The organism is Prescottella equi, assembly GCF_020171745.1.
In the GTDB taxonomy this organism is placed as follows: Bacteria; Actinomycetota; Actinomycetes; order Mycobacteriales; family Mycobacteriaceae; genus Prescottella; species Prescottella equi_A.
The window spans coordinates 201,306-225,216 of record NZ_JAIVAH010000018.1 but is presented as its reverse complement, the minus strand read 5'-3'; the positions used below and the strand labels follow the sequence as shown (position 1 = coordinate 225,216).

Below are 23,911 nucleotides of genomic sequence, written 5' to 3'. Positions count from 1 at the left end.
TTCCAGGTGACGCAGACCACAGGAGAGCGAGGGCATCTTGGCGAACTGGACGCACCACCGCGCGCGGATCAACGGGCTCGACATGCACTACGTGACAGAGGGGGAAGGCCCACTGGTCGTGCTCCTCCACGGGTTCCCACACACGTGGTTCAGCTGGCGTCACCAGATAGGTGTGCTGGCCGACGCGGGCTACCAGGTGGTGGCGCCGGACCTGCGCGGTATGGGGCAGACCGACGTTCCCGGCCGGCTCGAGGACTACCGCGTCGACAACGTCGTCGCGGACATCTGCGGCCTGCTCGACCATCTCGGGCAAGACAGCGCCGTGTTCTCCGGGCTGGACTACGGCCAGTTCATCGCCTACGACATCGCGATCGAACGCCCGGAGCGGGTACGGGGCGTGATCGGACTGCAGAATCCGTTCTACGCGTCGTACGACCGACTCCCCAGCGAGATCGAGCGCGAGCGGGGTCGCGCCCACTTCAACCACATGTCGCACTACCTCGACGACCCGGACGGGGCCCGCGTCGATCTCGACGGGCATCCCCGCGAGATCCTGATGAAGATCTTCCACATCCTCTCCGGCGACGGCGATTTCACGCAGGTGTGGCAGCATCCGCCGGGCACCACATACCGGCAGGCGTTGCCGCAGCCACCGGCCCTGCCGTGGTCGTGGCTGTCGGAATGGGAGTTGGAGACCTACGTCTCGGAATACTCGCGCAGCGGTTTCGGCGGTGGAATCAACTGGTACCTCGCCGCGGACATGAACTGGACCTACCGGAAGTCGCGTGCCGACAACATCACCCGCGCGCCCTTCTACTTCCTGTGCAGTGCGTCGGACGTCGACCTGATGAACTGGCACGGCGACGACCCGATCGACAAGCTGAAGGAGCACCACGCCGACGTTCGCGCGGTCCGCACGGTGTCCGGCGGCGGGCATCTGCTCGCGATGGAGAATCCGGCCGAGGTCAACAAGGTCTTCATCGAATTCCTCGCGGACCTGGGCGGGGCGTCGACCCGGGACTGACGCAAGATCCACGGACGAGCAGGCCCCGAACGGAGTAATTCCGTTCGGGGCCTAAGTCGGTGGGTATCAGTGTTGCCTCAGGCCGCCGCGGTGTCCGTCGGCACGCGTGTAGCGGTTGACCGGTGAACCCAGATGCCGCGCAATCGTGTCGACGGCCTCGGAGACGAGCGCAAGGTATCGGGCGCTGCTCGTTCCGGTTCTCCCACCGAGCGAGACAGCAGCTACGGGCAGCCCGGTGACGTCGACGACTGCAGCGGCAACGGGTGCGTCGTGCGGGCGATGTCCACGATCCACGAACATCCCACTGTTCCTGCGAATGAACGCGAGATCAGTCTCGATTCTCGCGTGTGCCGGCCCGCAGTTCGCGCATTTGCGACGTCGGCTGTTCAGCAGGTGAGCGAGCGAATCAGGGGACAGCACCGACAGCAGCGTGCGACCGGAGATGCTGGCGCACGGGCAGTTCCGATCGCCGATGTTCGTCCTCGGTAGCGGCGCGTAGCGGCCGCTGAACTGGTCGAGTACCAGTTCGTCCAACCCGTCGAGGACTGAGAGACGGACAACTGTCCCGGTGCGGAGAAACAGCGAATGAAGCGGGCGTGCGGACGCCGATCGCAATTCCAGCTGACTCGCGTACGGGGTGGCGACGAAGGAGAGGGCTCGCGGACCGAGGCGATAGCCGTACCGAAGTCGCGCGATCCAGCGTGAGTCGACCAGTTGTGTGACGAGTCGGTGGGCCGACGAGCTCGACAGCCCGGTGCGCTCGGCTACGTCGTGGAGGCCGAGAACCTCGTACGGGGAATCGAACGAGTCGATGATCAAGGTTGCGCGCGCAACGATGCCCTTCGGCGGATCGCCTGCCTGATAGGTCGGCATCGTCAGCGGGTGCCGGCTCTGGCCCGACCACCATCGGCGGGACGCAGCACTGAATGAGTTCGCATCTTCCTGGTGTTCCGTGGGGAGTCGATGGTGTCGTCCCCGCGCAGCGTTGTGTGGAGAACGCCGCGCGGGGGCGACACCGGCAACTCAGTGTTTGACGCTGACGACGCGGGTGTCGAGGAAGTCGTGGACGCCGGCGGTGCCGCCCTCGCGGCCGAAGCCGCTGGATTTGACTCCGCCGAAGGGGAGTTCGACCTCGAGTGCGTTGTGCTGGTTGATCCACACGGATCCGGCGTCGATCCGGTCGGCGATCTTCTCCGCGTTCTCGACGCTGCCCCAGACGGAGGCTCCCAGGCCGAAGTCCTGCTCGTCGAGAGTGGCGAGCACATCCTCGACGTCGGTGTAGGCGACCACCGGGAACACCGGCCCGAACTGTTCGAGCGCGACGATGTCCGCGGTGTCGTCGACGTCGCGGACGAGGGTGGGCTCGAGGAAGTAGCCCGGCAGGTCGGTGCCGCGTCCGCCGCCCTTGACGACGGTGCCGCCGCCGGCGACGGCCTTGTCGAGCAGGCCCTGGACGAAGTCGAGTTGGGCCTTGTTGTGCAGGGGGCCGATCTTGGTGCCGGGTGCAAGTCCGTAGCCGACGGGCAGCGTGTCCATCGCGGCGGCGAAAACGTCGCAGAAGCGATCGACCTTGTCGGCCGGGACGTAGGCGCGCTTGGGTGCGATGCACATCTGGCCCGAGTTGAAGAACGCGCTCTTGGCGAGAAACGCTGCAGCGTAATCGATGTCCGCATCATCGAGAAGGACGGCGGGATCGTTGCCGCCGAGTTCGAGGGTGACCGGGGTGACGGTGTCGGCGGCCTGGCGCATGATCTGGCGTCCGACGCCGGTGGACCCGGTGAAGGAGACCTTGCGGATGCGGCGGTGCTCGACCAGTGCACGTCCGACGTCGGGGCCGCCGTGGACGATGTCGAGGACACCGGGCGGGAGAATCGACTGGAGGATTTCGACGACTTTGCCGACGACCAGTGAGACCGATTCGGCGGGCTTGACGATGACGGTGTTCCCGGCGGCCAGTGCGGGCGCGATCTTGGCGATCATCAGGAAGATCGGGAAGTTCCACGGCACGATGGCGGCGACGACGCCGAGCGGGCGGTGTTCGATGCGAGCGGCGCGTCCGGCGGCTTCGGGGGCGGCGGTGACGTCGTCCCATTCGACGCGGGCGTTGTGCGCGAGACACTTTGCCGAGATCCACACCTCACCGCCCGCGTCCTCGGCGGTCTTGCCCTGCTCCATGCTGAGCAGCGGGACGATCTCCGAGGTCTTGCGCATCAGCTCGTACGAGCAGGCGGCGAGCAGACCCTGGCGGTAGGTGCGATCGGTGCGCCACGTGGCGAAGGCGGTGTGTGCGCCCTCGATTCGGGAGTCGAGTTCGTCGGGTGTGGTGATCGGGGTGCGTCCGACTTCTTCGAGGGACGCGGGGTTGATCGAGATGAGTTCGTTTGTGCCGGTCATGATTTGCTGTCCCTTCCTACTGCGCGGCCGCGGCCATGGCCGGCGCGATGTAGTTGCGGAAGACCATGGAACTCAGCCCGCCGTCGATCGGGATGTCGGCGCCGTTGATCCACGACGCCTCGGAGGACGCGACGAAGAGCAGGGCGTCGGCGATCTCGTCGGCGCGGGCGTGTCGTCCGGCCCAGATTGCGGCTCCCTCGATGTTCTCGGCGCCCATGGTGGTGGTGAAGTCGGGCAGCAGCGGCGTCTCGATGGTGCCGGGGGACACGCTGTTGGAGCGCAGGCCGATGTGCTTGGCGTCGACGGCGAGGTTTCCCGCGCCGATGATCGCGGCCTCCTTGGAGAGGTTGTAGCAGGCGGTGTCGATGTCGGGGAAGTCGGCGAGGGAGTCGAGTGCGACATTCCAGTCGTCGATGGCGAGAAAGGCGTTCAGACGCGCGAAATTCTGTTGCCACATGAATCCGGCCTGGGAGGCGGTGGTGACGACCGCGGCCTCGGATCCGAACTTCGGCATGAGGGCGCGAGTGAGGTCGCGCGGAGCGAGGGCGTTGATCGAGAGCACGGTCCGCCAGGGGAGTGTGGCGGCGACGCCGGCGTTGTTGATGAGGGCGTCGATGGGGCCGGTGATCTGGTCGGCGACTGCGCGGACGCCGTCGTGGGTGGACAGGTCGCCGACCACCATCTGGGCGATGGCGGGGTCGGTGCTCGCGACGCGGTCGACGCCGATGACGGTGGCGCCCTGGGCGTCGAGCTTGGTGACAGCGGCGGCGCCGACACCGGACGAGCAACCGGTGACGACGACGCGCTTGGCGGTGAAATCAGGCATGGAAGAAGAGACTCCTCGGAACGAGACGAAAACAGTTGAGACGAAAGTTGTCTCGTGTCACTGGACCGGCAGGAAACCGTCCAGACCGCCCTGCGGGCGTATGACCTCGAGCCCCTCGGGCAGGTTCGCGTTCACCATCGGCGCGAGAGGTTCGATGGCGGTCGACGTCATCGAGCCGAGCGTCGAGAACATGCGACCGTCGGGCGTGACGCCGAGCAGTCCCTCGGTGGTGTCGGTGGCGAAGGCGATGGTGCGTCGCGCGACACCGGTGGCGGGGTCGAGTTCCACGATCGCCGACTTCACCGGAACGGACACCGGGTGGCCCTGGATCGGGACGTCGTAGCCGAAGTAGACCTCGATCAGGATGGCACCGTTCACCACGGTCGGGTTTCCGTTGCCGCGGACGATGGGCGCACCGTAGACGGGATTGACCGGCAGCGCGGCGTTGGTGACCGCGGACAGGTCTGCGTCCCAGAGCTTGTCGCCGTCTGCGCCGAAGGCGGAGGCGACACCGGGATTGGTGAGGGTGTAGATCGTGCCGTCGGCGCCCACCGCGACGGCGGCCGCGGCGGCATTCGACTGGGCGTTCCACTTCAGCGCGCCGGTCCGGCTGTCGAACGCGTAGAGCAGGCCCTCGTCGTCACACGTGTAGACCGTCTGCAAATCCGGGGACAGGACCGGGCTCGACCCGCTGCCCGGACCCATCTGGGCCGCGAACGCAATCGAGACGGAACCGAGTTTGCCGCCCCGCGGGGGCGTCACGTCCAGGGCGTAGAGAGCACCCTTGTCCTCCTGCGTGTCGGTTGCCGCCACGAAGACCCGTCCGGTCTCCGGATCGACGGCGGGGGTGTTGGCGCTCTGCACGATGCCGCCCATGATGATCTGGAAGATCGGGTCCTTGATCGCCGGATCGATGATTCCGTTGGACCAGGAGGCCGGGGTCATGGGGGTCTTGGTGTGGCGCTTCGACAACGTGCCCGGCAGCTGCAGGATCGGGGCGCGCAGTTCGCCCGTCGCGCGGTCGGCGACCACGACCTGCCCGAAGGCCGTCGTGCCCAGCACCGCGCCGTCCTTGGTGAACGCGGCGGTGACGAACGGGTTGATCGCGCGCGACCCGTCGGCGAACGGGTTAGGGGTCGGTGCGGCCGGCAGGTCGATCACCCACCGCAGATCCCCGTCGCTCGTGTACGACCAGAACTGATCGCCGTCACCGATGTAGATGTTGCCGTCCACGTCGACGATCGGCGAGGAAATGATGGCGGCGGAGTCGACGCCGTCCTTTCCGTTCCATCGGGGCGACTCCCAGACGGTGTTGCCCATCCGGTCGAGAACGTGGAGATTGGCATGGCCCTCGGCCTTTCCGGTGGTCACCGCGACGTTGCCGTTCGGCAGCAGTACCGGAAGGGTGAGGATGGAGGCACCTTCGAGTGCCGTCCACCGCGTGTACTCGGCGGACGGCGTGACGCCCAGCTGCTGCTTGCGATTGGCGGAGTCGCCGTGGAGCGTGACCCAGCCGGTGTTCGCGTACGGCAAGGCATCACCTCCGTCCAGGCTTCCGAAATCGAGACTGCCCGATCCGAGACTCCCGCTGCCGAGACTGCCTGTCTGGGCGTACGCGCCGGCATTGCCGACGATAACCGTCGCCGCGACGGTTGCGGTGGTGAACAGGAGATGACCGATCCGTCGGTTCGTGATGGAGATCATGATTAATGCTCCTTATTAGTAGTAAACGGAAGGTACACTACGGCCATGAGCCAGGGAACCCCCTCGACCAAGCAGAAGCTCCTCGAAGTTGCCGAGGAGCTCTTCGCGACCAGGGGAGTGGAGGCCACGTTGATCGGGGACATCGTCCAAGGCGCCGGTCAGCGGAACCCTTCCGCGCTGCGCTACCACTTCGGTTCCCGCGAGGGTGTGCTCCAGGCGATTCGGGAGAAGTACCTCGCGGAGCTGGAGCAGCGGCGCGCAAGGATGTTCGAGGAATGGCCGGGGTCGGGTCCGGCCACGCCCGTCGATGCCGTCACCCTTGCGGTGGTTCCCCTGGTCGAACTTCTGCGCAGCGAGGGGGGCCGGAGGTACCTGCGAATCCTCGGGCAGACCATGTTCGAACTGAACCCCGACCAGATGGAGGCTGTGGTCGAGTATCCCAGTCTCGCAAGGACACTCGATCTCATGAGGGCGGGGATGGCGCACGTGCCCGACAATCTGGTGGAGGACCGGATCAGGGGATCGCTGATTCTCATTTCTGCGGCGCTGGCGACCCGCGCTCGGGACGTCGCCAACAGGCGGCGCACACCCAACTCGATCTCCGACTTCCAGCAGAACGTGATCGCCATGGCGAGCGCTGTTCTCACTGCACCCGTCGACATCTAGAGTCCGGAACTCTCACGGAACGGCCGAGCCGGCGCGGATTACCGCGTCGGCTGTTTGAGTTGCGTTCATGAAAAGCCTTTCACAGCAACAGTTTGCATACGTCTCAGCTCGTACCACTCAGTGGGACTGCGGGTTTCGTAACCGTGGCTTTCCTGTTGACTCGACGAGGTCGAGCGAGTCTCCGAATCCGGACTTCCGCTCCCTCTCACTGGCTCGAACGAGCCCCATCAGCTTCTGCCTTCTGCTCCGCGACATCTACGCAAAGGACCGAACATGGACAGCACAGCTCTCCGCCCGGACGACATCGACACCCCGTTCCCCTGGGCGCGACCCCCGATCGACCCCCCGGCGGCTTACGATTGGCTGCGCGCCAACGAGCCGATCGCCGAGGTCACGACGTTCGGTGGCGGCAAGGCCTGGCTGATCACCCGCTACGACGACGTTCGAGCGATCCTGTCCGACCCGCGGGTGAGCAGCGACTCGCAGCATCCCGGATTCCCGCGCTTCGGCGCCGATCCCGAACCCGAGGACCAGCGTCTGTTCCTCCGCATGGATGCACCGCAGCACACCATCTTCCGGAATCTGCTGTCCAAGAACTTCACCCTCAGCGCGATCAACAAGATGCGTCCGGCGATCCAGGAACTCGTGGACGAGACGATCGACGCGATGCTCGCGAGTCCCGATGGCAAGGCCGACTTCGTCGAAGCCCTCGCCCTGCCCGTGCCGGCCACCGTCCTGAGCTGGCTGCTGGGCGTCCGGGCTGAAGATCGGGCCTTCTTCAACTCGGCGGCGGATCGTGCACTGGCCGCGACCGATCCCACCAACCCCGACGCGCTCGAGATCTCGATGCAGGCGATGGGCGAACTGCGGGGATACATCCGCAAGATCGCGGAAGAGCGAGCAGCACAGGACGATCCGGGTGACGACATCATGGGACAGCTCGTCGGAGCCGTCCGTCGCGGCGAAATCTCGATGATGGACGTGGAGAACTCGGGGTTCCTGCTCATCATCGCCGGTCACGACACCACGACGAACATGACTGCTCTCGGCACCTACGCCCTGCTCGAACACCGTGACCAGTGGGACGAGATGCGCGGCAATCCGGCGCTGATCCGAAACGCCGTCGAGGAACTGCTGCGGTACCTGACCGTCGTCCACCTCGTGATCCTGCGGGTCGCGACCGAGGACATCGAGATCGGTGGCGTCACGATCAAGGCCGGCGACTCGATCATTCCGCTGAACCTGGCCGCCAACCGCGACGATGCACACTTCCCGGGCGCCGATCGGCTGGACATCCACCGGAAGGCTCGTGACCACTTCGCCTTCGGATACGGGGTCCACCAGTGCATCGGGCAGGGGCTGGCCCGTCTCGAGCTGCAGGTGATCTTCGAAACGCTCACTCGACGGGTGCCGACCCTGCGGCTGGACGCCGATCCCGCGGATCTGCCGTTCAAGCGATGGTCGGGCATCAACGGGCTGTTCTCCATGCCGGTCACCTGGTGATCGCCGCGGCGTCACGAATGCTGTCGGGTAGAGAAGAAGGACACTCTTGAGCACCATTGCAGAACTTCTGCGTCGTCGTGCAGAGGACGACGGCGTCGCCCTGTACGAGGGCGACCGGGCGTGGACGTACCGAGAGTTCGTGGAACTGAGCGCCGCGCGTGCCGCGTACCTCCTCGAGCATCGGAGGTCGGGGCCGTTCCACGTCGGCGTGCTGCTCGACAACCGCATCGACTTTCCGCTCTGGATCGGCGCCTGCGCGCTGGCCGGCGCAACATTCGTCGGGCTCAACGGAACTCGGCGGGGAAACGATCTGGTCCGGGACGTCGAGCACAGCGACTGTCAGTTCGTGATCACCGAGGACAGGTATGTCGATGAGCTCCGGGCGCTCGACGGAGTGCGATACGACGGTCGGGTCCTCAACGTCGACGACACTCTGCACGAGCAGGATCTAGCGCCCTACTCCGGTCTGGAACCGCCACGGGTCGACGTGGAACCCGGTGACACGGCGATGCTCATCTTCACCTCGGGGTCGACCAGTGCGCCGAAGGCGTGCGTCTGCTCGCACGGCCGGCTGGTCGGCACTGCGAGGGCCGTCGCGTCGTACTTCGGTCACTCCCGGGAGACGGTGAGCCTGGTGAGCATGCCGTGGTTCCACACTGCGGCCATCGTGCAGGGCTGGCTGCCGGCGCTCTCGGTCGGTGCGGCCACGGTGATCGCCAAGTTCTCCGTCTCGCAGTTCGTTCCAACCGTCCGCAAGTTCGGAGTGACGCACTTCAACTATGTCGGAAAGCCGCTGGCCTATCTCCTCACGGCGCCGCCCTCCCCCGATGATCGCTCGACGACCCTTCGCATGGTGATGGGCAACGAGGCGGCGCCCGGCGATGTCGAGGAGTTCGCAGTTCGGTACGACTGCACCGTCGTCGACGGATACGGTTCCACCGAGGGCGGCATCAGCTTCGTGCGGACACCCGACACGCCCGCGGGCAGCCTCGGGTTGCCCGCATCGAATGGGATCAAGATTCTCGATCCGGAGACGCTGGCGGAATGCCCGCGAGCGGAGATCGCCACCGACGGCGCGCTGTCGAACTCGAATGCGGCGATCGGCGAACTGGTGAACACAGAGGGAGCCGCGACCTTCGAGGGGTACTGGAACAACCCGGAGGCATCGGAGCGTCGCGTGCGGCACGGCATTCTGTGGACCGGTGACCTGGCCTACCGGGACGCCCGAGGATTCTTCTGGTTCGCGGGACGCGACGACAACTGGATCCGGGTCGACGGCGAGAACATCGCTTCCACCCAGATCGAGGACGCGATCGGTCGCCATCCGGATGTCGCCCTCGTGGGGGCGTACCCCGTTCCCGACAACATCGTCGGCGATCGGGTGATGGTGGCGCTGCAGCTGCGGCCGGGGGTGGTGTTCGACGCCGACGGTTTCGACGCCTTCCTGCGGGGCATGGACGACTTCTCGCCCAAGTGGCTGCCGAGCTTCGTCCGCATCTGCGACCGGATCCCGACCACGGCGACCACCAAGGTGCTTCGCCGGGAGTTGCGGGCCACGCGCTGGCAGACCGAGGACCCGGTCTGGTGGCGGCCGACACGGTCCGACGGATTGGCGTTGCTGACGACGTCGAGCGCGGAGGCCTACGAACAGTCCTTCAGACCGGGCACCCTCGGGGTGGTCTGACCCGAGCCGGCGGGATGCCTGGCCGTGCACACCGGATGCGGCGTGCACGGCCAGATGTCGGGGTGAGGTCGCGAACGTCAGCCGAGGAGTCGCTGCGTGTAGTGGGCAGCCCGTTCTTCGAGTTGTTCTGCTCGCTGGGCCGGCGTGACCCGGGTGGTGGCCGCGGGGAGCGCCGAATCGAGGTCGGCGATGTCGACCAGACGGGCGGACCGCACAGTTCGTGACACATCGACGTCTGCGGGCGCGGACTGCCAACGGATCGCGTACATTCCTCCGTCGATCCCGTTCGTGTCCAACCAGTTCCAGGTTCCTGGATCCTCGGTGGAGATGACGTAGGTGATGGTGCCGTCCGCGTTGGGTCGGGTCTGAGCCTGGTTGAGGCTGCCCGCCCGATCGACGTACTCACGCGCGACGCCCCAAGGGTCGGTCAGCTGGAACCCGAGGTAGCGTGCCCCGACCGGATCGAGCGTCACGACGAGCGCCTGATTCGGACCGAGCGCGAAATGTCCGCTGGTCGCGAATCCGAAGCCCGAACCGCGGACTGCGGGAGTCTGAACGTCGTTGGCCGCCTTGGAGTAGATGTATGTGTTGTCCCAGTCGAGCCAGTACCGACCGATCGTGCGGAGGAGATCTGCGGTTTGTGTTGCCAGCTGCTCGGGAGTGCGAGGGGCCTGCGCTGCGGGGCCGGCCGTGCGCTCGATCTCCAGATGCGACGGCTGCTCCTCGGCCCAGTTGTTCAGTGAATCCCGCGCGATCAGGAGTCGGGCCGACGCCGTGGTGCGAATGTGGTTCGGGCGTCCGTCGGCCGGTTCCGGGCCGACGGTGATCGTGAACGATCCGTCGGGCTCGATCTGCATCCGGTCGGACGTGAGCGACCCCGACACCGGGGCGCCCTCCTTCGTCACCGCTCCGGTTCCGGGAAGCTCGCCGTAGAGGACGAAAGACAGCTGAGCGGGGCGTCGTTCCGGCATGCGACCGTGGATGACGAACGACGACTGACCGTCGACGGCTGTGTGCCGATACACGTTGTCGGGGTTGTCGATTCCGTAGCCCGAACGGTTCACTTCGACTCCGTGCCAGCAGTGCGGAGCCGTCACCATCCACGAGAACCGGGGATCGGTCGGATCGTCGGTGACCACTGTTTGCGTTGCGGCCAGGGCGATCGAGTCGACGGCCTCGTCCAGGGTCACCTGTCCAGCGCGGGTGGTGCCCTGCCGATCGGCCCGATACATCGACGCGACGTCGGACTTGGCGGCTCGCACCAGCGGATGCGCGGCCACCGCCGCAACCGTCTTCTCGAAGTCCAACTGGGCGCGGGAATCGAGTGCGCCGCCAGGGGCGAAGGCGCATTCGCCGCCGGAACTGCCCCCGGACAGGCTTCCCGTCGAAAGGCTGCCGAACGGTGAGGAACTCAGTGGACCGGCCCCCGACATCGCGGGTAGGAGGACGGTGACGGCAGTGGCCATCAGTCCGGCGGTCAGGAATCGTCTACGTATGGACATGGGCTCTCCTGGGGTTGCTCACCCTCCGGGTGAGGTTGACGCGAGGTCGAACTGACGTGTGTCGGAGTGGCGACGCTATTCGCTGACGAGCGCGTCGCGCCGCGCGATGTTCTCCTGTACTTCCGCCCGCCACTTGACGTTCGGAGCCGTGGTGTCGATCTCGAACTCGAATCGGTTGGTCATCTCCGGCTGGACGTCCACGGCATCGACGTAGAACTGTTCGTACCAGCGTCGCAGCTGGTACACCGGACCGTCCTCCTCGCACAGGAGCGGGTTGTCGATGCGGGCCTTGTTCTTCCAGATCACGACGTCCTGCTCGAACCCGAGGCGGACGAAGTCCCCGATCTTCCGGGCCAGCGCCGCGGACTCGGAGTCCTCTCGGCCCGGGAACTTCTTGACGATGACGCCGTACTGCAGTTCGAACGAGTTGGCGTCGATCGGATAGTGACAGTTGATCAGCACGATCGGCAGGTCGGCCTCGTCGTAGTGGTACACGAGGTCGTCGATCATGAAGGACGGCCCGTGATACGCCGCTGTGGAGGTGTTTCCACGGGAGACCGGAACTCCCGGAACGGGTTTGCGGGGAGCGACGTCCTCGCGTCCGACACCGGTCATGAACTGTGTGGCGGTGTGGCCCTCGAAGATCGTCTTGAAGTACGTCGGGAAGGCGAGATGAATGTAGTAGAAGTGCGCCATGTCGACGACGTTGTCGATGACCTCGCGGCAGTTCACTCCCTCGATCGTCGTCGAGTACCAGATCCAATCGGTGTATTCGGGGTCTCCATAGCCGGCGATGCGCGGAATCGTCACGTCCGCGGGCGGCGGGTTTCCCTCGGGATCGTTCCAGACGAACAGCAGTCCGTCCTGCACCATCGTCGGCCACGTTGCGGTGCGCGCGATCGGTGGGACACGGCGGGCGTACGGGATGTTCTTGCAGCGGCCGTCGCCACCCCATCGCCAATCGTGGAACGGGCAGGCGATCTCGTTCCCCTTGACGGTTCCCTGCGAGAGGTCACCGCCCATGTGCCGGCAGTACGCGTCGAGCACGTTGATGCGCTGGTCCTGTCCGGCGAATACTACGAGCTTCCTGCCGAATGCGTTGATCTGGTGCGGATTTCCATCTCGAAATGAAGATTCGAGGCCGAGGCAATGCCATCCGCGCGCGAACCGTGTCGGCGGCGCCTGGGCCGTGATCTCGCGGATCGGTGTGTCGTGGTCGTTCATCTTTCCTCCGTGCTGCGGGTCGCGTCCGCGGGGTGTCCGGGTATCGGATACCCGGAAATGGGGAGTCGGCTGTGTGCGAACAGGTTCGAGCCATCCGGGCAGATCTGCGGTCGGTGACCGTCCGGGCGCGGGATCGGCGCCTCGTTGTGGTTGATTTCACAGTAGACGACCGTCTACTGTCAAGGGGTGAGTGAAGTCGAGACGGCCGACAAGGCCTGGGGCAGAGACGAAGTGCGCAGGGCCGTGCGAATGGCGGCGCGCAGGCTGCTGGCCGCAAAGGGATTGTCCTTCAGCATGCGTGAGCTCGCGGCCGACGCCGGTGTGAACCTCGGGCTGATCCACAAGCATGTCGGCAACAAGGACGACGTCGTCCGGGCGGTGCTCGCGCGGAGCCACGAGAAGTCGGCGGCGATCGTCGAGGGCGTCGACTCGCTGCCGGAGGCCGTGCGCGAGTTGTTCATGGTGGGAGTTGCCGACCCCGAGTACGTGCGGATCGTGGCGTGGCTGAATCTGCACGGCCGTTCGGACCTCATTCCGAACGAGGATATGGACGCCTTCGAGGCGATCACGCGGCCGTCTCCCGTCACCGTCGACGATCGGGTTCGGCAGATGACCGTGCTCGCCGCGATCTCCGGATGGTCGTTGTTCGGAACGGGGATCCTGCAGTCGTCGGAGATCCCGGATGACGAGCGAGAGTTCTACGAGGCGCGGATCGCGGATCTGCTAGCGGCAATCATCAAGGGAGAGAACGGCCACGGCAGCCGCTGAGGCGCCGGTGGTCGTTCTCCGGCCGGGCCTGCTCACCCCGCGACGTTGCGTCCCGGTTCGGTGAGTGCCGGGAACCAAATGTCGGTGAGGACGGCCGTGGCACGCTCCGAGGACACGTCGATCGTGCCCTGTACCGCCCATCGGGTGAAGAACCGCTCCAGCTGTGCCAGAAGCAGTTCGATGCGCAGGCGAGCTTCGTCCCGATCCTCCTCCGGCCACTGTCCGAGGTATTGCGTCATGGCGTTGGGGAGCGCTGAGAGTTCTCTGCGTGCGAGGGTGCGCAACTCGGGTTCGAGTGCGACCGCCTCGTCATATGCCGGCAGCATGCGGCGGTTCTCCTGGAACCATTCGAAGACCCGTGCGAGCCACTGTGTGAACTCGGCGCGAGAGCGCGTCTCGAGTACGCGGTCGAGATCCTCGTAGTACGACATGACGCTGGTCGCCTCGGCGCTGATCGCCTCCAGAATCTCCAGTTTGCCGGGGAAGTGGACGTAGAAGGTCGCCCGACTGCAGCCGACTTCGCTCGCGATCTCGTCGACCGTCACAGCCGCGTAGCCGCGGGACTCGAACTGGTTGCGGGCGGCGGCCACGAGCTTGGCGCGAGTTGCTCGCTTCTGCTCCTCCCGCAGCGTTCCGCGTCGGACCGGCCGGCTTGCTCTCACGCTCATGATCTCCTCACCGACCGCATTCTACGTGCAGAAAATCGACATTCGCTGTCACTGTGTCAGTTGATTGACACAGTGTCAGTGAATGCATACGCTGTGCCGCGAATCACAGATCGGTTCTCCCTGTGTCCGCAGTGCAACCAGGGCCGATCGGGCCGTGGGTTGTCGCGACGACAGTCCCCGTGGCCAACACCCAGTGCACAGAAAGAGAGCGCCATGAGCTCGTCCAAGCTGCCCATGACCTGCATCATCGGTGCGGGCCCCTCCGGGATCACCGTTGCGAAACGACTGCAGGACCACCGCATCCCGTTCGACTGCTTCGAGGCATCGGACGAGGTCGGCGGCAACTGGTACTACAAGAACCCCAACGGGATGTCCGCCTGCTACCAGAGCCTGCACATCGACACGTCGAAGTGGCGCCTGGCGTTCGAGGACTTCCCGGTCCCCGCGGAGTGGCCCGACTTTCCGCATCACTCGCTGCTGTTCCAGTACTTCAAGGACTACGTGGACCATTTCGGTCTGCGCGAGAAGATCACCTTCAACACCAAGGTGGTGGCGGCCGAACGCACCGCGGCGGGCCTGTGGGATGTCACGCTGAGCACGGGGGAGCGGCGCACCTATGACGCACTCGTGGTCGCCAACGGGCACCACTGGGACCCCCGTCTCCCCGAATACCCCGGCGAGTTCGACGGCGTGCTCATGCACAGCCACGCCTACAACGATCCCTTCGATCCGATCGACATGCGGGGAAAGAACGTCGTCGTCGTCGGTATGGGCAACTCCGGTCTCGACATCGCTTCGGAGCTGTCCCAGCGCTATCTGGCGAACAAGCTCACCGTGTCGGCTCGCCGTGGTGTCTGGGTGATGCCCAAGTACGTCAACGGCAAGGCCGGCGACAAGGAGATCGCCCCCGCGTGGATGCCGCGCAAGCTGCGCATGGCGCTCAGTCGGCGCTTCCTGAACAAGACGCTCGGACCGATGGAGGGCTACGGGCTGCCGCGGCCGGACCACCGTCCGTTCGAGGCGCACCCGAGCTGCAGTGGTGAGTTCCTCGGACGTGCCGGTTCGGGCGACATTGCGTTCAAACCGGCGATCAAGGCCCTCGAGGGCAAGCAGGTTCGGTTCGCCGACGGCAGCGTCGAGGACGTGGACGTGATCGTCTGCGCCACCGGATACAACATCAGCTTCCCGTTCTTCGCCGATTCGAACCTGTTGCCGGACCGCGAGCATCGCCTCCCCCTGTTCAAGCGGATGGTCAAGCCGGGTATCGACAACCTGTTCTTCATGGGTCTGGCGCAGACGATGCCTACCCTCGTGAACTTCGCCGAACAGCAGAGCAAGCTCGTCGCGGCCTACCTCACGGGTGCGTACCGATTGCCGTCGCACGCCGAGATGCACGGCACCATCGCCGCCGACGAGGCCTACAACCTCGGACCGTTCTACAACTCCCCGCGCCACACCATCCAGCTCGACTTCGACCGCTACGTGCGTGAGATCACGAAGGAGATCGAGGCGGGCCGCAAGCGTGCCGACGTTGCAGGCAACCAACTTCCGGTACCCGCTCGCGCGCTGCAGAACGCCTGAGAGCGAGGTCGACGATGACCATGACATCGATGCCCGCCACGCAGGGAACGTGCCGGGACGATTTCGAGCCGGTCCGCCGCGAGCTCGAACGCATGCTCGCTGCCGGCGAGGAGCTGGGCGCCTCCATCTGTGTGACCGTCGACGGTGAGCCGGTCGTCGACATCTGGGGCGGCCACACCGACACCGAACGCACCACGGTGTGGGAGCAGGACACTCTCGTCAACGTCTTCTCCATCACCAAGACGATGACGGCGCTCAGTGCGCTGCTCCTGGTCGACCGAGGGATGCTGGACCTCGACGAGAAGGTGGCGCACTACTGGCCGGAGTTCGCCGCGAACGGCAAGGCCGGCATCGAGATTCGGCACCTGCTCGCCCATACCTCGGGAGTGTCGGGGTGGGAACGGCCGATCGAACTCGCGGACATCTACGACCACGAGTCCGCCGCGGCCCGGTTGGCCGGGCAGGCGCCGTGGTGGGAGCCGGGCACCGCGTCGGGTTACCACGCGATCAATTACGGCCACCTGATCGGCGAGGTCATCCGTCGCGTCGACGGGCGCACGCTGGGCCGATTCTTCGCCGAGGAGCTCGCCGGACCGCTCGGCGCGGACTTCCACATCGGAACCGACCAGGCGCACTTCGGCCGGATCGCTCCGATCGTGCCGCCGCCGCCCGCCGAGTTCGACATGTCGGCGCTCGACCCGGACAGCGTCATGATCAAGACGTTGACCTCGCCGCTGCTCGACTACACCCGTACGTCGGACGCGGCGTGGCGACAGGCCGAGATCGGCGCCGTCAACGGCCACGGCAACGCGCGATCGATTGCCCGGCTGCAATCGATCGTGTCGAACTCGGGTGTACTCGACGGTCGGAACTGGTTGTTGGGCAAGACGATCGACGCCATCTTCCGGCAGCAGTCGAGTGGGCTGGACCTGGCCCTCATGGCGCCGTTGCGGTTCGGCATCGGGTACGGACTGCCGCACCCGCTGACCGCCCCCGCGGTTCCCGCGGGGCGGGTCTGCTGGTGGACCGGCGTCGGTGGGTCGTTCGTCGTCAACGATCTCGACCGTCGCGTGACCTTCGCCTATGCGATGAACAAGATGGCGCCCGAAATCATCGGTTCGGCACGTGCGGATGCCTACCTGCGCGCCACCTTCGGGGCTATTGCGTAATGAATTTCGAGGAGAGGTACAGCGCAACATGAGTGAATCCAGGTTCTCCGGCAAGACAGCCGCCGTCACCGGTGCCGCGTCCGGCATCGGCGCGGCGATCGCCCGCCGCCTCGTGGCCGAGGGCGCGAACGTGGTGGGCATCGATGTGGACGGAGGGACGCTCGCGTCGATGGCGGGCGAACTCGGCACCGCCTTTGCCGCTCACCGGGCGGACGTCACGAACGAAGCCGAGATCGAAGCGGCGCTGGGCGCCGGTGTGGAGCAATACGGCTCGCTCGACCTGGCCTTCAACGTGGCAGGGGCTTCACGGGTGGGTCCGATCGTCGAACTCGACGAGAAGGATTGGGACTTCACAGTCGATCTGGTGCAGAAGGGTGTGTTCCTGTGCACCAAGCACGAGGCCCGGCACATGCGCGCCGGTGGCCGGGGCGGCGCCATCGTGAACGTCGCCTCGATCAACGCGCGGATGCCGATGGTGGGTGGAAGCCCGTACGCCACCGGCAAGGCCGGGGTGGAGATGTTCAGCAAGAACGCCGCACTCGAGCTGGCGCCCGACGGGATCCGTGTCAACGCGGTATTGCCCGGTCTCGTCGATACCCCGCTGGTGGCTCCCGTGATGGGGTACGCGCCGGCCCGGGAGATGTTCCTCGAGCGGATCCCGCTCGGGGTGGCGGCTGTTCCCGAGCAGGTGGCGGGCCCGTGCCTCTACCTGGCGAGTGAGGACGCGAACTATGTCACCGGCACCAGTCTGGTCGTCGACGGTGGGTGGGAGGTGTCGAACTTCCCGAATGTCGGCAGGCTCGCGGGCTGACCGGTGGTGAGCTGCGCTTTCTCGTGAGGCGGGAAAGGTTCTGGGCCGACTCCCGTTCCGTCGTTAGGTTCTCCCGGTGTGGCGCGGGACACATCCGTCCCGCGCTGCGCCGCGTCCGCCCCTCGGCGGGCGTGGAACCTCAGGAGAACGGAGAATCGCCATGCTGGCGTTGACTTTTCCCGAAGGCGCGGCCCTGATCTTCGGCGGCAGTGGCGGCATCGGGCGCGGTGTCGCCCGTCAGTTCGCGGAGGCCGGCACTGCCGTCGCCGTCTGCTACAACTCCAAGCGCGACGTCGCGGAGGAGACGGTCGCCGAACTTCGTGCTCTCGGCGTGAAGGCGAGCGCGCATCAGGTCGACGTGCGAGACGAGTCGGCTGTCGCCGGGGTCCTCGACGCCGTCGTCGCCGAGTACGGCCGCATCCACACGCTCGTGTGGGGCGCTGGTCCGGTCGTCGAGCAGATCACCGTCGCCGAGACCACCCCGGCGCAGTACCGCCGGTCCGTCGAGATCGAGACCCTCGGGATGTACTCGGCCGTCCACGCCGTGCTGCCGCACTTCCGGGAGCACGGTGGCGGTTCGATCGTGCACCTGGGCTCGGCCGGCGACCACTGGTTCCCGCAGTTGGACGGACTGTCGGTGATCCCGAAGGCCGCCAACGAGGCGCTGGTCCGGGGAATCGCCAAGGAGGAGGGGGTCCACAACATCCGGGCCAACTCGGTGCTGGTCGGCGTGATCGAGGCCGGGATGTTCCTCGAACTCCAGGCGCAGGGCGTGTTCGACGAGGAGTGGACCAGGGAGGTGCACAAGCTGGTTCCGTTGAAGCGCTGGGGCAAGCCCGCCGACATCGGTTCGGCAGCCGTCTTCCTGGCCTCGGAGCAGGCCAACTATATTTCGGGGCAGCAAGTCTCGGTGTCAGGTGGATTCGGTGTCTGACCTGCTGCCCTAGCAGAGAGGACGCGGCCGTGTCAGATGACCGTGAACAGGCTCCGGCCACGTCGATGCTCGACCGGATCGAACTGGTGCTCGAGGCACTCGACGACAACGGTTACCTGACACTGAGCGAGACCACCCGGCTCACCGGAATCCCCAGCTCGTCGGCGCACCGTCTGCTCGAGAAGATGGTGTCGATGCGGTGGCTCAACCGCGTCGGGTCCCGCTACGAGCTGGGGATCCGGCTGTTCGAGCTGGGTTCGCGGGCGGTCCGTAATCACTGGTTCCACCGCGTCTCGCTGCCGATCATGCAGGAACTGCACCGGACGACCGGCGCCGTCGTCCACCTCGCGTTCCTGGACGGTGCCGACGGCGTCTACTGGGAGAAGCTGTCGGGCGCGTTCGGGGCCAACGTTCCGTCCCGGATCGGCGGACGCTACCCGGCGCACCGCTCCGCTGTCGGCAAGGCGCTGCTGACGCAGCTTCCGCCCGAGGCACTCGACGGTCCGGTGTTCGATCATCTCGACGCAGGCGTCGTCGGCGGTCGTCGGGCGCTCCGGGAGGAACTCGACCGCGCGGTCTCCGAGGGCGTGACCTACGACCGCGGCACGTTGTCGCCGTCGCTGGGCTGTGTCGGCGCGCCCGTGTCGAAGGGGATCCCCAAGCCGGCGGCGATCTCGATCTGCGGTCCGGTCGACCGGGTCACGACGGACCGGCGCATGATCGAGGCCGTCCAGCGCGCCGCCGCGGCGATCGAGAAGGCCGCGCGCCAGGTCGACGCGGCCTCGCGTACCACATGACGGAGGGGCCGCCGTCCGAGCGGACGGCGGCCCCTCCGTCGGGGTCGGTCGGGTCAGCCCTTCCACCACGGGCGCAGCGGCACGTCCGCCTCGCCGTTCGGGCCCAGCTTGACGGCCAGCACCTGGTGTAGCTGAACGACGTTGCGCTCGAAGCCGAGTCGCGAGCCGGCCATGTACAGGCCCCACACCTTGGCGGTGCCCTCGCCGACCTCGGCGACACACTTGTCCCAGTTGTCGACGAGGTTCCGGCACCAGCCCGCGAGGGTCAGCGCGTAGTGCTCGCGCAGGTTCTCCTCGTGGCGCACCTCGAGGCCCGCGTCCTGGATCTCGCTGATGATCCGGCCCGAGCCGGTGAGCTCGCCGTCCGGGAAGATGTAGCGGTCGATGAAGTAACCGGCCTTCGCGCCGCCGCGGTTGCCGGGGCGGGTGATGCAGTGGTTGAGCATCCGGCCGCCGACCCGCAACTTGTCCTTCATGAACCCGAAGTACGCCGGGTAGTTGTGCACGCCGATGTGCTCGGTGAGGCCGATCGACGAGACGGCGTCGAACCCGGTCTCCGGCACGTCGCGGTAGTCGGAGAAGCGGACCTCGGCGAGATCCTGCAGGCCCTCCTCCAGGATCGCCGCCTGCGCCCACTCGGCCTGCTCGCGGGACAGCGTCGCACCGATCACCTTGACGCCCCGACGGGCGGCGTAGCGGACCATCCCACCCCAGCCGCAGCCGATGTCGAGGAGGCGGTCGCCCGCCTTCAGCCCCAGCTTGTCGAACACCAGGCGGTACTTGTTCTCCTGGGCGTCCTCGAGGCTCTGGTCCTCGGACTCGTACGCCGCGCACGTGTACGTCATCGAGGGGCCCAGCACGTACTCGTAGAAGGTGTTGGAGACGTCGTAGTGGTGGTGGATCACCTCGGCGTCGCGAGTCTTGGAGTGCCGCAGGCCTTCCGCGAACCGGCGCCAGCGGGGCAGGTGCTCCTGGGGCGGCGGTGCGATGGGGCGCAGGTTGTCCCAGCCGATCGAGCGGGTGATGGCCGCGAGTTCCTTCGCCGACGGGCGGTGGAAATGCAGGTCGGTCATCGCCTTGAGGATCTCGTAGGGATCACCGGGGTGCACGCCGATGGCCTCGAGGTCTCCGGAAACGTAGGCCCGCGCCATGCCGAGGTCACCCGGTGCGGTGGCCAGGTAGGTCGTGCCGCGGGTCGAGTTCAGGTGCAGCCCGTACGGTGCGTCGTCCGGGCCGGTCGCGCTGCCGTCGTAGGCGGTGAAGCGCAGCGGAATCCGACCGTCGGAGACGGTATCGACGATTTCCGCAATGGTGAGCTTGTGCGGGTCGGATTTTGTCCTGAGGGTCGTCACTTTCGTTGCACCGCCTTCGAATAGAGGTCCAGTAGACGCGAATCGGGGTCGTAACGCTTCTTGATCTGTGTGTAATGGTCGCCGCCGTACAGCAGCGCGAAATCGTCCTCGTCGTAGAACGACTCGGAGTACAGGGACTTGTGGCCGTCGAGTTCGCTGACCTTCTTCTCGATCAGGCGGTTCGCCGCGCCGACGGGTGCGCCCGACTCGATCGGCACCGACGACCAGAAGCCGACGTTGACGTAGGTGCGTCCGGGGTCGAGGGGGTACAGGGGCCACGGCCGCGGTGCGGCCTCGTGATTCGGCCGGTTCGCGTCGAGGGCCGGATGCGCGGGTTCACGAAGGCGCAACGGGCACAACCACAGCGGTTCGATCGGGATCTCCTCGAGGAACCAGCTGAGGAACTGTTCGCAGTTGTCGAGGGGCACCTCGATGTCCTGTACGACGCGTTCCCGTGGCGGCAGTCCCTTGCGGGCCTCGAGTCGGTCGCCGATGTCGTACTTCTGGTCGAGGCCGATGAGCTTCCAGTAGAAGCTGCTGCGCAGGTAGCGCTTCGGCCAGAACCGTCGGATCTTCGGGTTCTGGGTGCCGAAGGCACGGGAGCACCAGAACCAGTCGGTGTCCCAGCGCCACAGGTAGTCGTGGATGGTCAGCCGGTCGGTCTTGGGGTGGTTGACCGACTCGTGCTGGATGGACCGGTAGTAGATGTTCATGTCGGTGTAGTCGCTGACGGGACCGGGCTCGTCGGTCTGCGCGCCGAGCGTCAGGTACGACTCGGTCGGAGTGAAGACCGTGCCGTCGAGGTAGTCGACGGCGATGCCGTCCCACGTGCGCTCGGTGACGATGCGGGCCATCGTCTGCTCGAGCTGCTTCAGGTCCGTGAAACGCAGGTGCCGCAGGGCCACGAACCGCTTCACGGGTTCGAGCTCGATCCGGATGCGCGTCGAGTAGCCGAGGGTGCCATACGAATTGGGGAACGAGTGGAACAGGTCCGCATACTCGTTGTCGGGGGTGGCGGTGACGATCTCACCGCTTCCGGTGAGGATGTCGATCTCGAGAACCGACTCGTGCGGGAGGCCGTTGCGGAACGACGTCGACTCGATGCCGAGACCCGTCACTGCGCCGCCGAGGGTGATGGTCTTGAGCTGCGGGACCACCAGCGGGGCGAGCCCGTAGGGGAGGGTCGCGGCGACCAGGTTCTCGTACGTGCACATCCCCTGGACGTCGGCGGTGCGGGCGTCGGGGTCCACCGAGATGACGCCGCCCAGCCCGGACACGTCGAGGCCCGGGGCGGTGCTCTTCGCCCGCGCGCGGAACAGGTTGGACGTCTTCTTCGCCAGGCGCACGTTCGCATCCCGGGGGATCGCCCGGTAGCTGGACAGCAGGCGTTGGACCCCCGCACTGTGCGCGGCAAGCCCGATTTCGCGGATACCACTCTTGGAGTCGGCCACGCCCTGACGCTATCGCTAGTCCGATCGGTCGGCCATCGATATCCCGGCGAGTCACAAATCTATAGCTATGCTAACGACCGTGCGGGGCGCCCCGGGAGCACCCCGGGACGCCCCGCCGCGATCACTGTCCGACCCAGGCCTGGTCGAGCAGCATGATGTTGTCCGCGGAGCGCTTCACACCGTGGGCGTTGTCGTCCCAGGCGACAAGGACCTTGCTCGGTCCCCACACCGCGTACGGGATCGTCTCGTTGGCTCGCGCCTGCACCTTGGCGATGGCGTCCTTCTTGGCGTCGTCGGTGGTTGCGCTCTTCACCTCGACGAGCAGTGCATCCATCTGCGGGTCGGCGTAGCCGGCCGCGTTGTTGCGCGAGTCGCTGCCCATGCCTCCGTACAGGCGCAGGTACGGCGCCTCGTCCATGAACGCGAACGCCGCGCGGGTCATGTCGAAGTCGTGCTCGACGTACAGCTTGCGCACCAGATCGGTGGTGCTGTTGACGTACTCGATCTGCACGTCGAAGCCGATCGAGTTGAGCGAGGCCTGCGCTGCCAGCGCGGCGGCCTCGGCGCTCTTCTCGCTGGTGGCCAGGTACTTGAGCTTGCCGTCGTAGCCGTCGGCCTTGGCCTCGTTCAGCAGCTGCTTTGCCTTGTCCGGGTCGAACGGCACGCCCTCGGCGCCCGACGACCAGCGCGAGGTGTCCGGCACGAGCGTCGAGCTGGCGATGCCGAGACCGTCGTTGGCGCGCTGGTTGATTGCCTGGGGATCGACGCCGTACGCAACGGCCTGCCGCACGCGCACGTCGGCGCCGGGTCGACCCTCGCGGGCGTTGAGCATGCCGAGCGCGCCCAGTCCCTGGATGTCGAGGTAGCCGCTGAAGCCGGCGTTCATGGTGTCCCGGATCGTCGCCTCGTCGCGCAGGATGTAAGCCATGTTCAGCTGGCCGCTCTGCAGCGATTCGAACTGTCCGCGAGCGCCGTTCGTCGGGACGAACCGAAGCTTGTCGAGGTTGGGGCGACCGTTCCAGTAGTCCTCGCGCGGGCTGAGCACGATCTCCTCGTTGGCCGCGAACCGCGTCAGCGTGAACGGGCCGGCGCCGATGGGGGTGAACTTCCCGTCGGCCTCGGAGTTCTTGGAGACGACCATGCCCGGACCCATCGCCAGGAGCACGGGGAAGTCGTTCCACGGCGCGTTGAGCGTGAACGTCACGGTCTTCGCGTCCGGCGTGGCGATCGAGGTCACCGAGTTCGCCCACACCTGCGACACGTCGGCACGCGCGGCGACGAAGCGGTCGATGCTCCACTTGACGGCGTCCGCATCGACCGGCGAGCCGTCGCTGAACGTCGCGCCGTCACGCAGCTTCACCGTGAACTGGGTGTAGTCGGCGTTGTGCTCGAGCGCCTGGGCGAGTTGCGGCTCGAACGTGCCCGACTCGGAGTCGGTACGGATCAGGGTGTCGTAGATCGCCGCCATCTCGGTGCCGCCGGTCGAGCCCGCGGCCTGGGTCTTGGTCGGGTCGAGCGCGTTCGGGAACGAATACGAACCGAACGTCACGGTGCCGCCGCGGACCGGATCACCGGCGTCCTGCGCGACGTTCACCGGGCCGGTCGTGACGGCCGACCCCTCGTTGGACTCTCCGTCGGCCGTTGCGCACCCGGCGACGAGCACTGTTGCCGCCGCGCCGAGTGCGGCCAGTCGGACGCCCGACCGGAACCACAAGTTCTTCAAAGCTCACCTCGCTGTTTGTCGTGTTCGCAGCGGAGGGTAAGACAATTACTTAACCACTGTGGTTCAGGTCTCAGTGAGTGAAAACGGTGTGGTGGGTCACTTGGCGCGGCCTGGCAGTGCGCTCGGGTGA

Annotated in this window: 20 protein-coding genes; 10 read left to right on the top strand and 10 right to left on the bottom strand. The window is 66.4% G+C overall.

The features are described from left to right. Positions 1-37 precede the first annotated feature (37 nt). Positions 38-1,024, top strand: a complete 987-nt coding sequence (locus LCL87_RS15865; RefSeq protein ID WP_225021252.1) for an alpha/beta hydrolase — start codon at positions 38-40, stop codon at positions 1,022-1,024. Between the two features lie 66 nt (positions 1,025-1,090). Here LCL87_RS15865 and LCL87_RS15860 read toward each other — a convergent pair whose 3' ends face one another. From LCL87_RS15860 to LCL87_RS15845, 4 genes are all read right to left on the bottom strand, one after another. Next, positions 1,091-1,897, bottom strand: coding sequence for an IclR family transcriptional regulator domain-containing protein (locus LCL87_RS15860; RefSeq protein ID WP_225021250.1), 807 nt, complete (start codon positions 1,895-1,897; stop codon positions 1,091-1,093). Between the two features lie 150 nt (positions 1,898-2,047). Next, entirely contained in the window at positions 2,048-3,418 is a 1,371-nt protein-coding gene (locus tag LCL87_RS15855; protein ID WP_225021248.1) for an aldehyde dehydrogenase family protein, read from the bottom strand. A 16-nt stretch (positions 3,419-3,434) separates the two neighbouring features. Further along, on the bottom strand, positions 3,435-4,244 hold the full coding sequence (locus LCL87_RS15850; protein WP_225021246.1) for an SDR family oxidoreductase: 810 nt from the start codon (positions 4,242-4,244) through the stop codon (positions 3,435-3,437). Between the two features lie 57 nt (positions 4,245-4,301). Continuing rightward, complete coding sequence (locus LCL87_RS15845) at positions 4,302-5,948, bottom strand: outer membrane protein assembly factor BamB family protein (protein WP_225021244.1); 1,647 nt, start codon at positions 5,946-5,948, stop codon at positions 4,302-4,304. Between the two features lie 45 nt (positions 5,949-5,993). Here LCL87_RS15845 and LCL87_RS15840 point away from each other — a divergent pair, with 45 nt between their 5' ends. The 3 genes from LCL87_RS15840 to LCL87_RS15830 all read left to right on the top strand — a co-directional run bounded on the left by LCL87_RS15840 (position 5,994) and on the right by LCL87_RS15830 (position 9,801). Then, complete coding sequence (locus LCL87_RS15840; RefSeq protein ID WP_225021243.1) at positions 5,994-6,614, top strand: TetR family transcriptional regulator; 621 nt, start codon at positions 5,994-5,996, stop codon at positions 6,612-6,614. Positions 6,615-6,887: 273 nt separating this feature from the next. Beyond that, complete coding sequence (locus LCL87_RS15835; protein WP_225021242.1) at positions 6,888-8,117, top strand: cytochrome P450; 1,230 nt, start codon at positions 6,888-6,890, stop codon at positions 8,115-8,117. Positions 8,118-8,163: 46 nt separating this feature from the next. After that, positions 8,164-9,801 (top strand): long-chain-fatty-acid--CoA ligase, encoded by a 1,638-nt coding sequence (locus tag LCL87_RS15830; RefSeq protein ID WP_225021240.1) that lies wholly within the window; start codon positions 8,164-8,166, stop codon positions 9,799-9,801. Positions 9,802-9,878: 77 nt separating this feature from the next. On the opposite strand, the gene LCL87_RS15825 is transcribed toward LCL87_RS15830, so the two are convergent. Both LCL87_RS15825 and LCL87_RS15820 read right to left on the bottom strand, forming a co-directional pair. Next, positions 9,879-11,303 (bottom strand): DUF1214 domain-containing protein, encoded by a 1,425-nt coding sequence (locus LCL87_RS15825; protein WP_225021238.1) that lies wholly within the window; start codon positions 11,301-11,303, stop codon positions 9,879-9,881. A 75-nt stretch (positions 11,304-11,378) separates the two neighbouring features. After that, positions 11,379-12,527, bottom strand: coding sequence for a 3-ketosteroid-9-alpha-monooxygenase, oxygenase component (locus LCL87_RS15820; protein ID WP_225021236.1), 1,149 nt, complete (start codon positions 12,525-12,527; stop codon positions 11,379-11,381). 186 nt (positions 12,528-12,713) lie between these two features. On the opposite strand from LCL87_RS15820, the gene LCL87_RS15815 reads away from it, so the two are divergent. Then, positions 12,714-13,295 carry a TetR/AcrR family transcriptional regulator gene (locus tag LCL87_RS15815; RefSeq protein ID WP_225021234.1) on the top strand — a complete coding sequence of 194 codons (582 nt, stop codon included), beginning with the start codon at positions 12,714-12,716 and terminating at the stop codon, positions 13,293-13,295. 32 nt (positions 13,296-13,327) lie between these two features. Here LCL87_RS15815 and LCL87_RS15810 read toward each other — a convergent pair whose 3' ends face one another. After that, a complete protein-coding gene (locus LCL87_RS15810; protein ID WP_225021232.1) occupies positions 13,328-13,963 on the bottom strand; it encodes a TetR/AcrR family transcriptional regulator in 636 nt (211 codons plus the stop codon). 213 nt (positions 13,964-14,176) lie between these two features. On the opposite strand from LCL87_RS15810, the gene LCL87_RS15805 reads away from it, so the two are divergent. From LCL87_RS15805 to LCL87_RS15785, 5 genes are all read left to right on the top strand, one after another. Beyond that, positions 14,177-15,544, top strand: coding sequence for an NAD(P)-binding domain-containing protein (locus LCL87_RS15805; RefSeq protein ID WP_225021230.1), 1,368 nt, complete (start codon positions 14,177-14,179; stop codon positions 15,542-15,544). A gap of 29 nt (positions 15,545-15,573) precedes the next feature. Continuing rightward, positions 15,574-16,713 (top strand): serine hydrolase domain-containing protein, encoded by a 1,140-nt coding sequence (locus LCL87_RS15800; RefSeq protein ID WP_225021228.1) that lies wholly within the window; start codon positions 15,574-15,576, stop codon positions 16,711-16,713. Positions 16,714-16,741: 28 nt separating this feature from the next. Next, on the top strand, positions 16,742-17,524 hold the full coding sequence (locus tag LCL87_RS15795) for an SDR family oxidoreductase (protein ID WP_225021226.1): 783 nt from the start codon (positions 16,742-16,744) through the stop codon (positions 17,522-17,524). Between the two features lie 160 nt (positions 17,525-17,684). Then, positions 17,685-18,458, top strand: a complete 774-nt coding sequence (locus LCL87_RS15790; RefSeq protein WP_225021224.1) for an SDR family oxidoreductase — start codon at positions 17,685-17,687, stop codon at positions 18,456-18,458. A gap of 29 nt (positions 18,459-18,487) precedes the next feature. Continuing rightward, complete coding sequence (locus LCL87_RS15785; RefSeq protein WP_225021222.1) at positions 18,488-19,255, top strand: IclR family transcriptional regulator; 768 nt, start codon at positions 18,488-18,490, stop codon at positions 19,253-19,255. 53 nt (positions 19,256-19,308) lie between these two features. On the opposite strand, the gene LCL87_RS15780 is transcribed toward LCL87_RS15785, so the two are convergent. The 3 genes from LCL87_RS15780 to LCL87_RS15770 all read right to left on the bottom strand — a co-directional run bounded on the left by LCL87_RS15780 (position 19,309) and on the right by LCL87_RS15770 (position 23,781). After that, entirely contained in the window at positions 19,309-20,607 is a 1,299-nt protein-coding gene (locus tag LCL87_RS15780) for a class I SAM-dependent methyltransferase (protein WP_225021220.1), read from the bottom strand. Further along, a complete protein-coding gene (locus LCL87_RS15775; RefSeq protein WP_225021218.1) occupies positions 20,604-22,058 on the bottom strand; it encodes an FAD-binding oxidoreductase in 1,455 nt (484 codons plus the stop codon). Before LCL87_RS15775 ends, LCL87_RS15780 begins: the two co-directional genes overlap by 4 nt. A 121-nt stretch (positions 22,059-22,179) precedes the next feature. Next, positions 22,180-23,781, bottom strand: coding sequence for an ABC transporter substrate-binding protein (locus tag LCL87_RS15770; protein ID WP_225021217.1), 1,602 nt, complete (start codon positions 23,779-23,781; stop codon positions 22,180-22,182). Positions 23,782-23,911 lie beyond the last annotated feature (130 nt).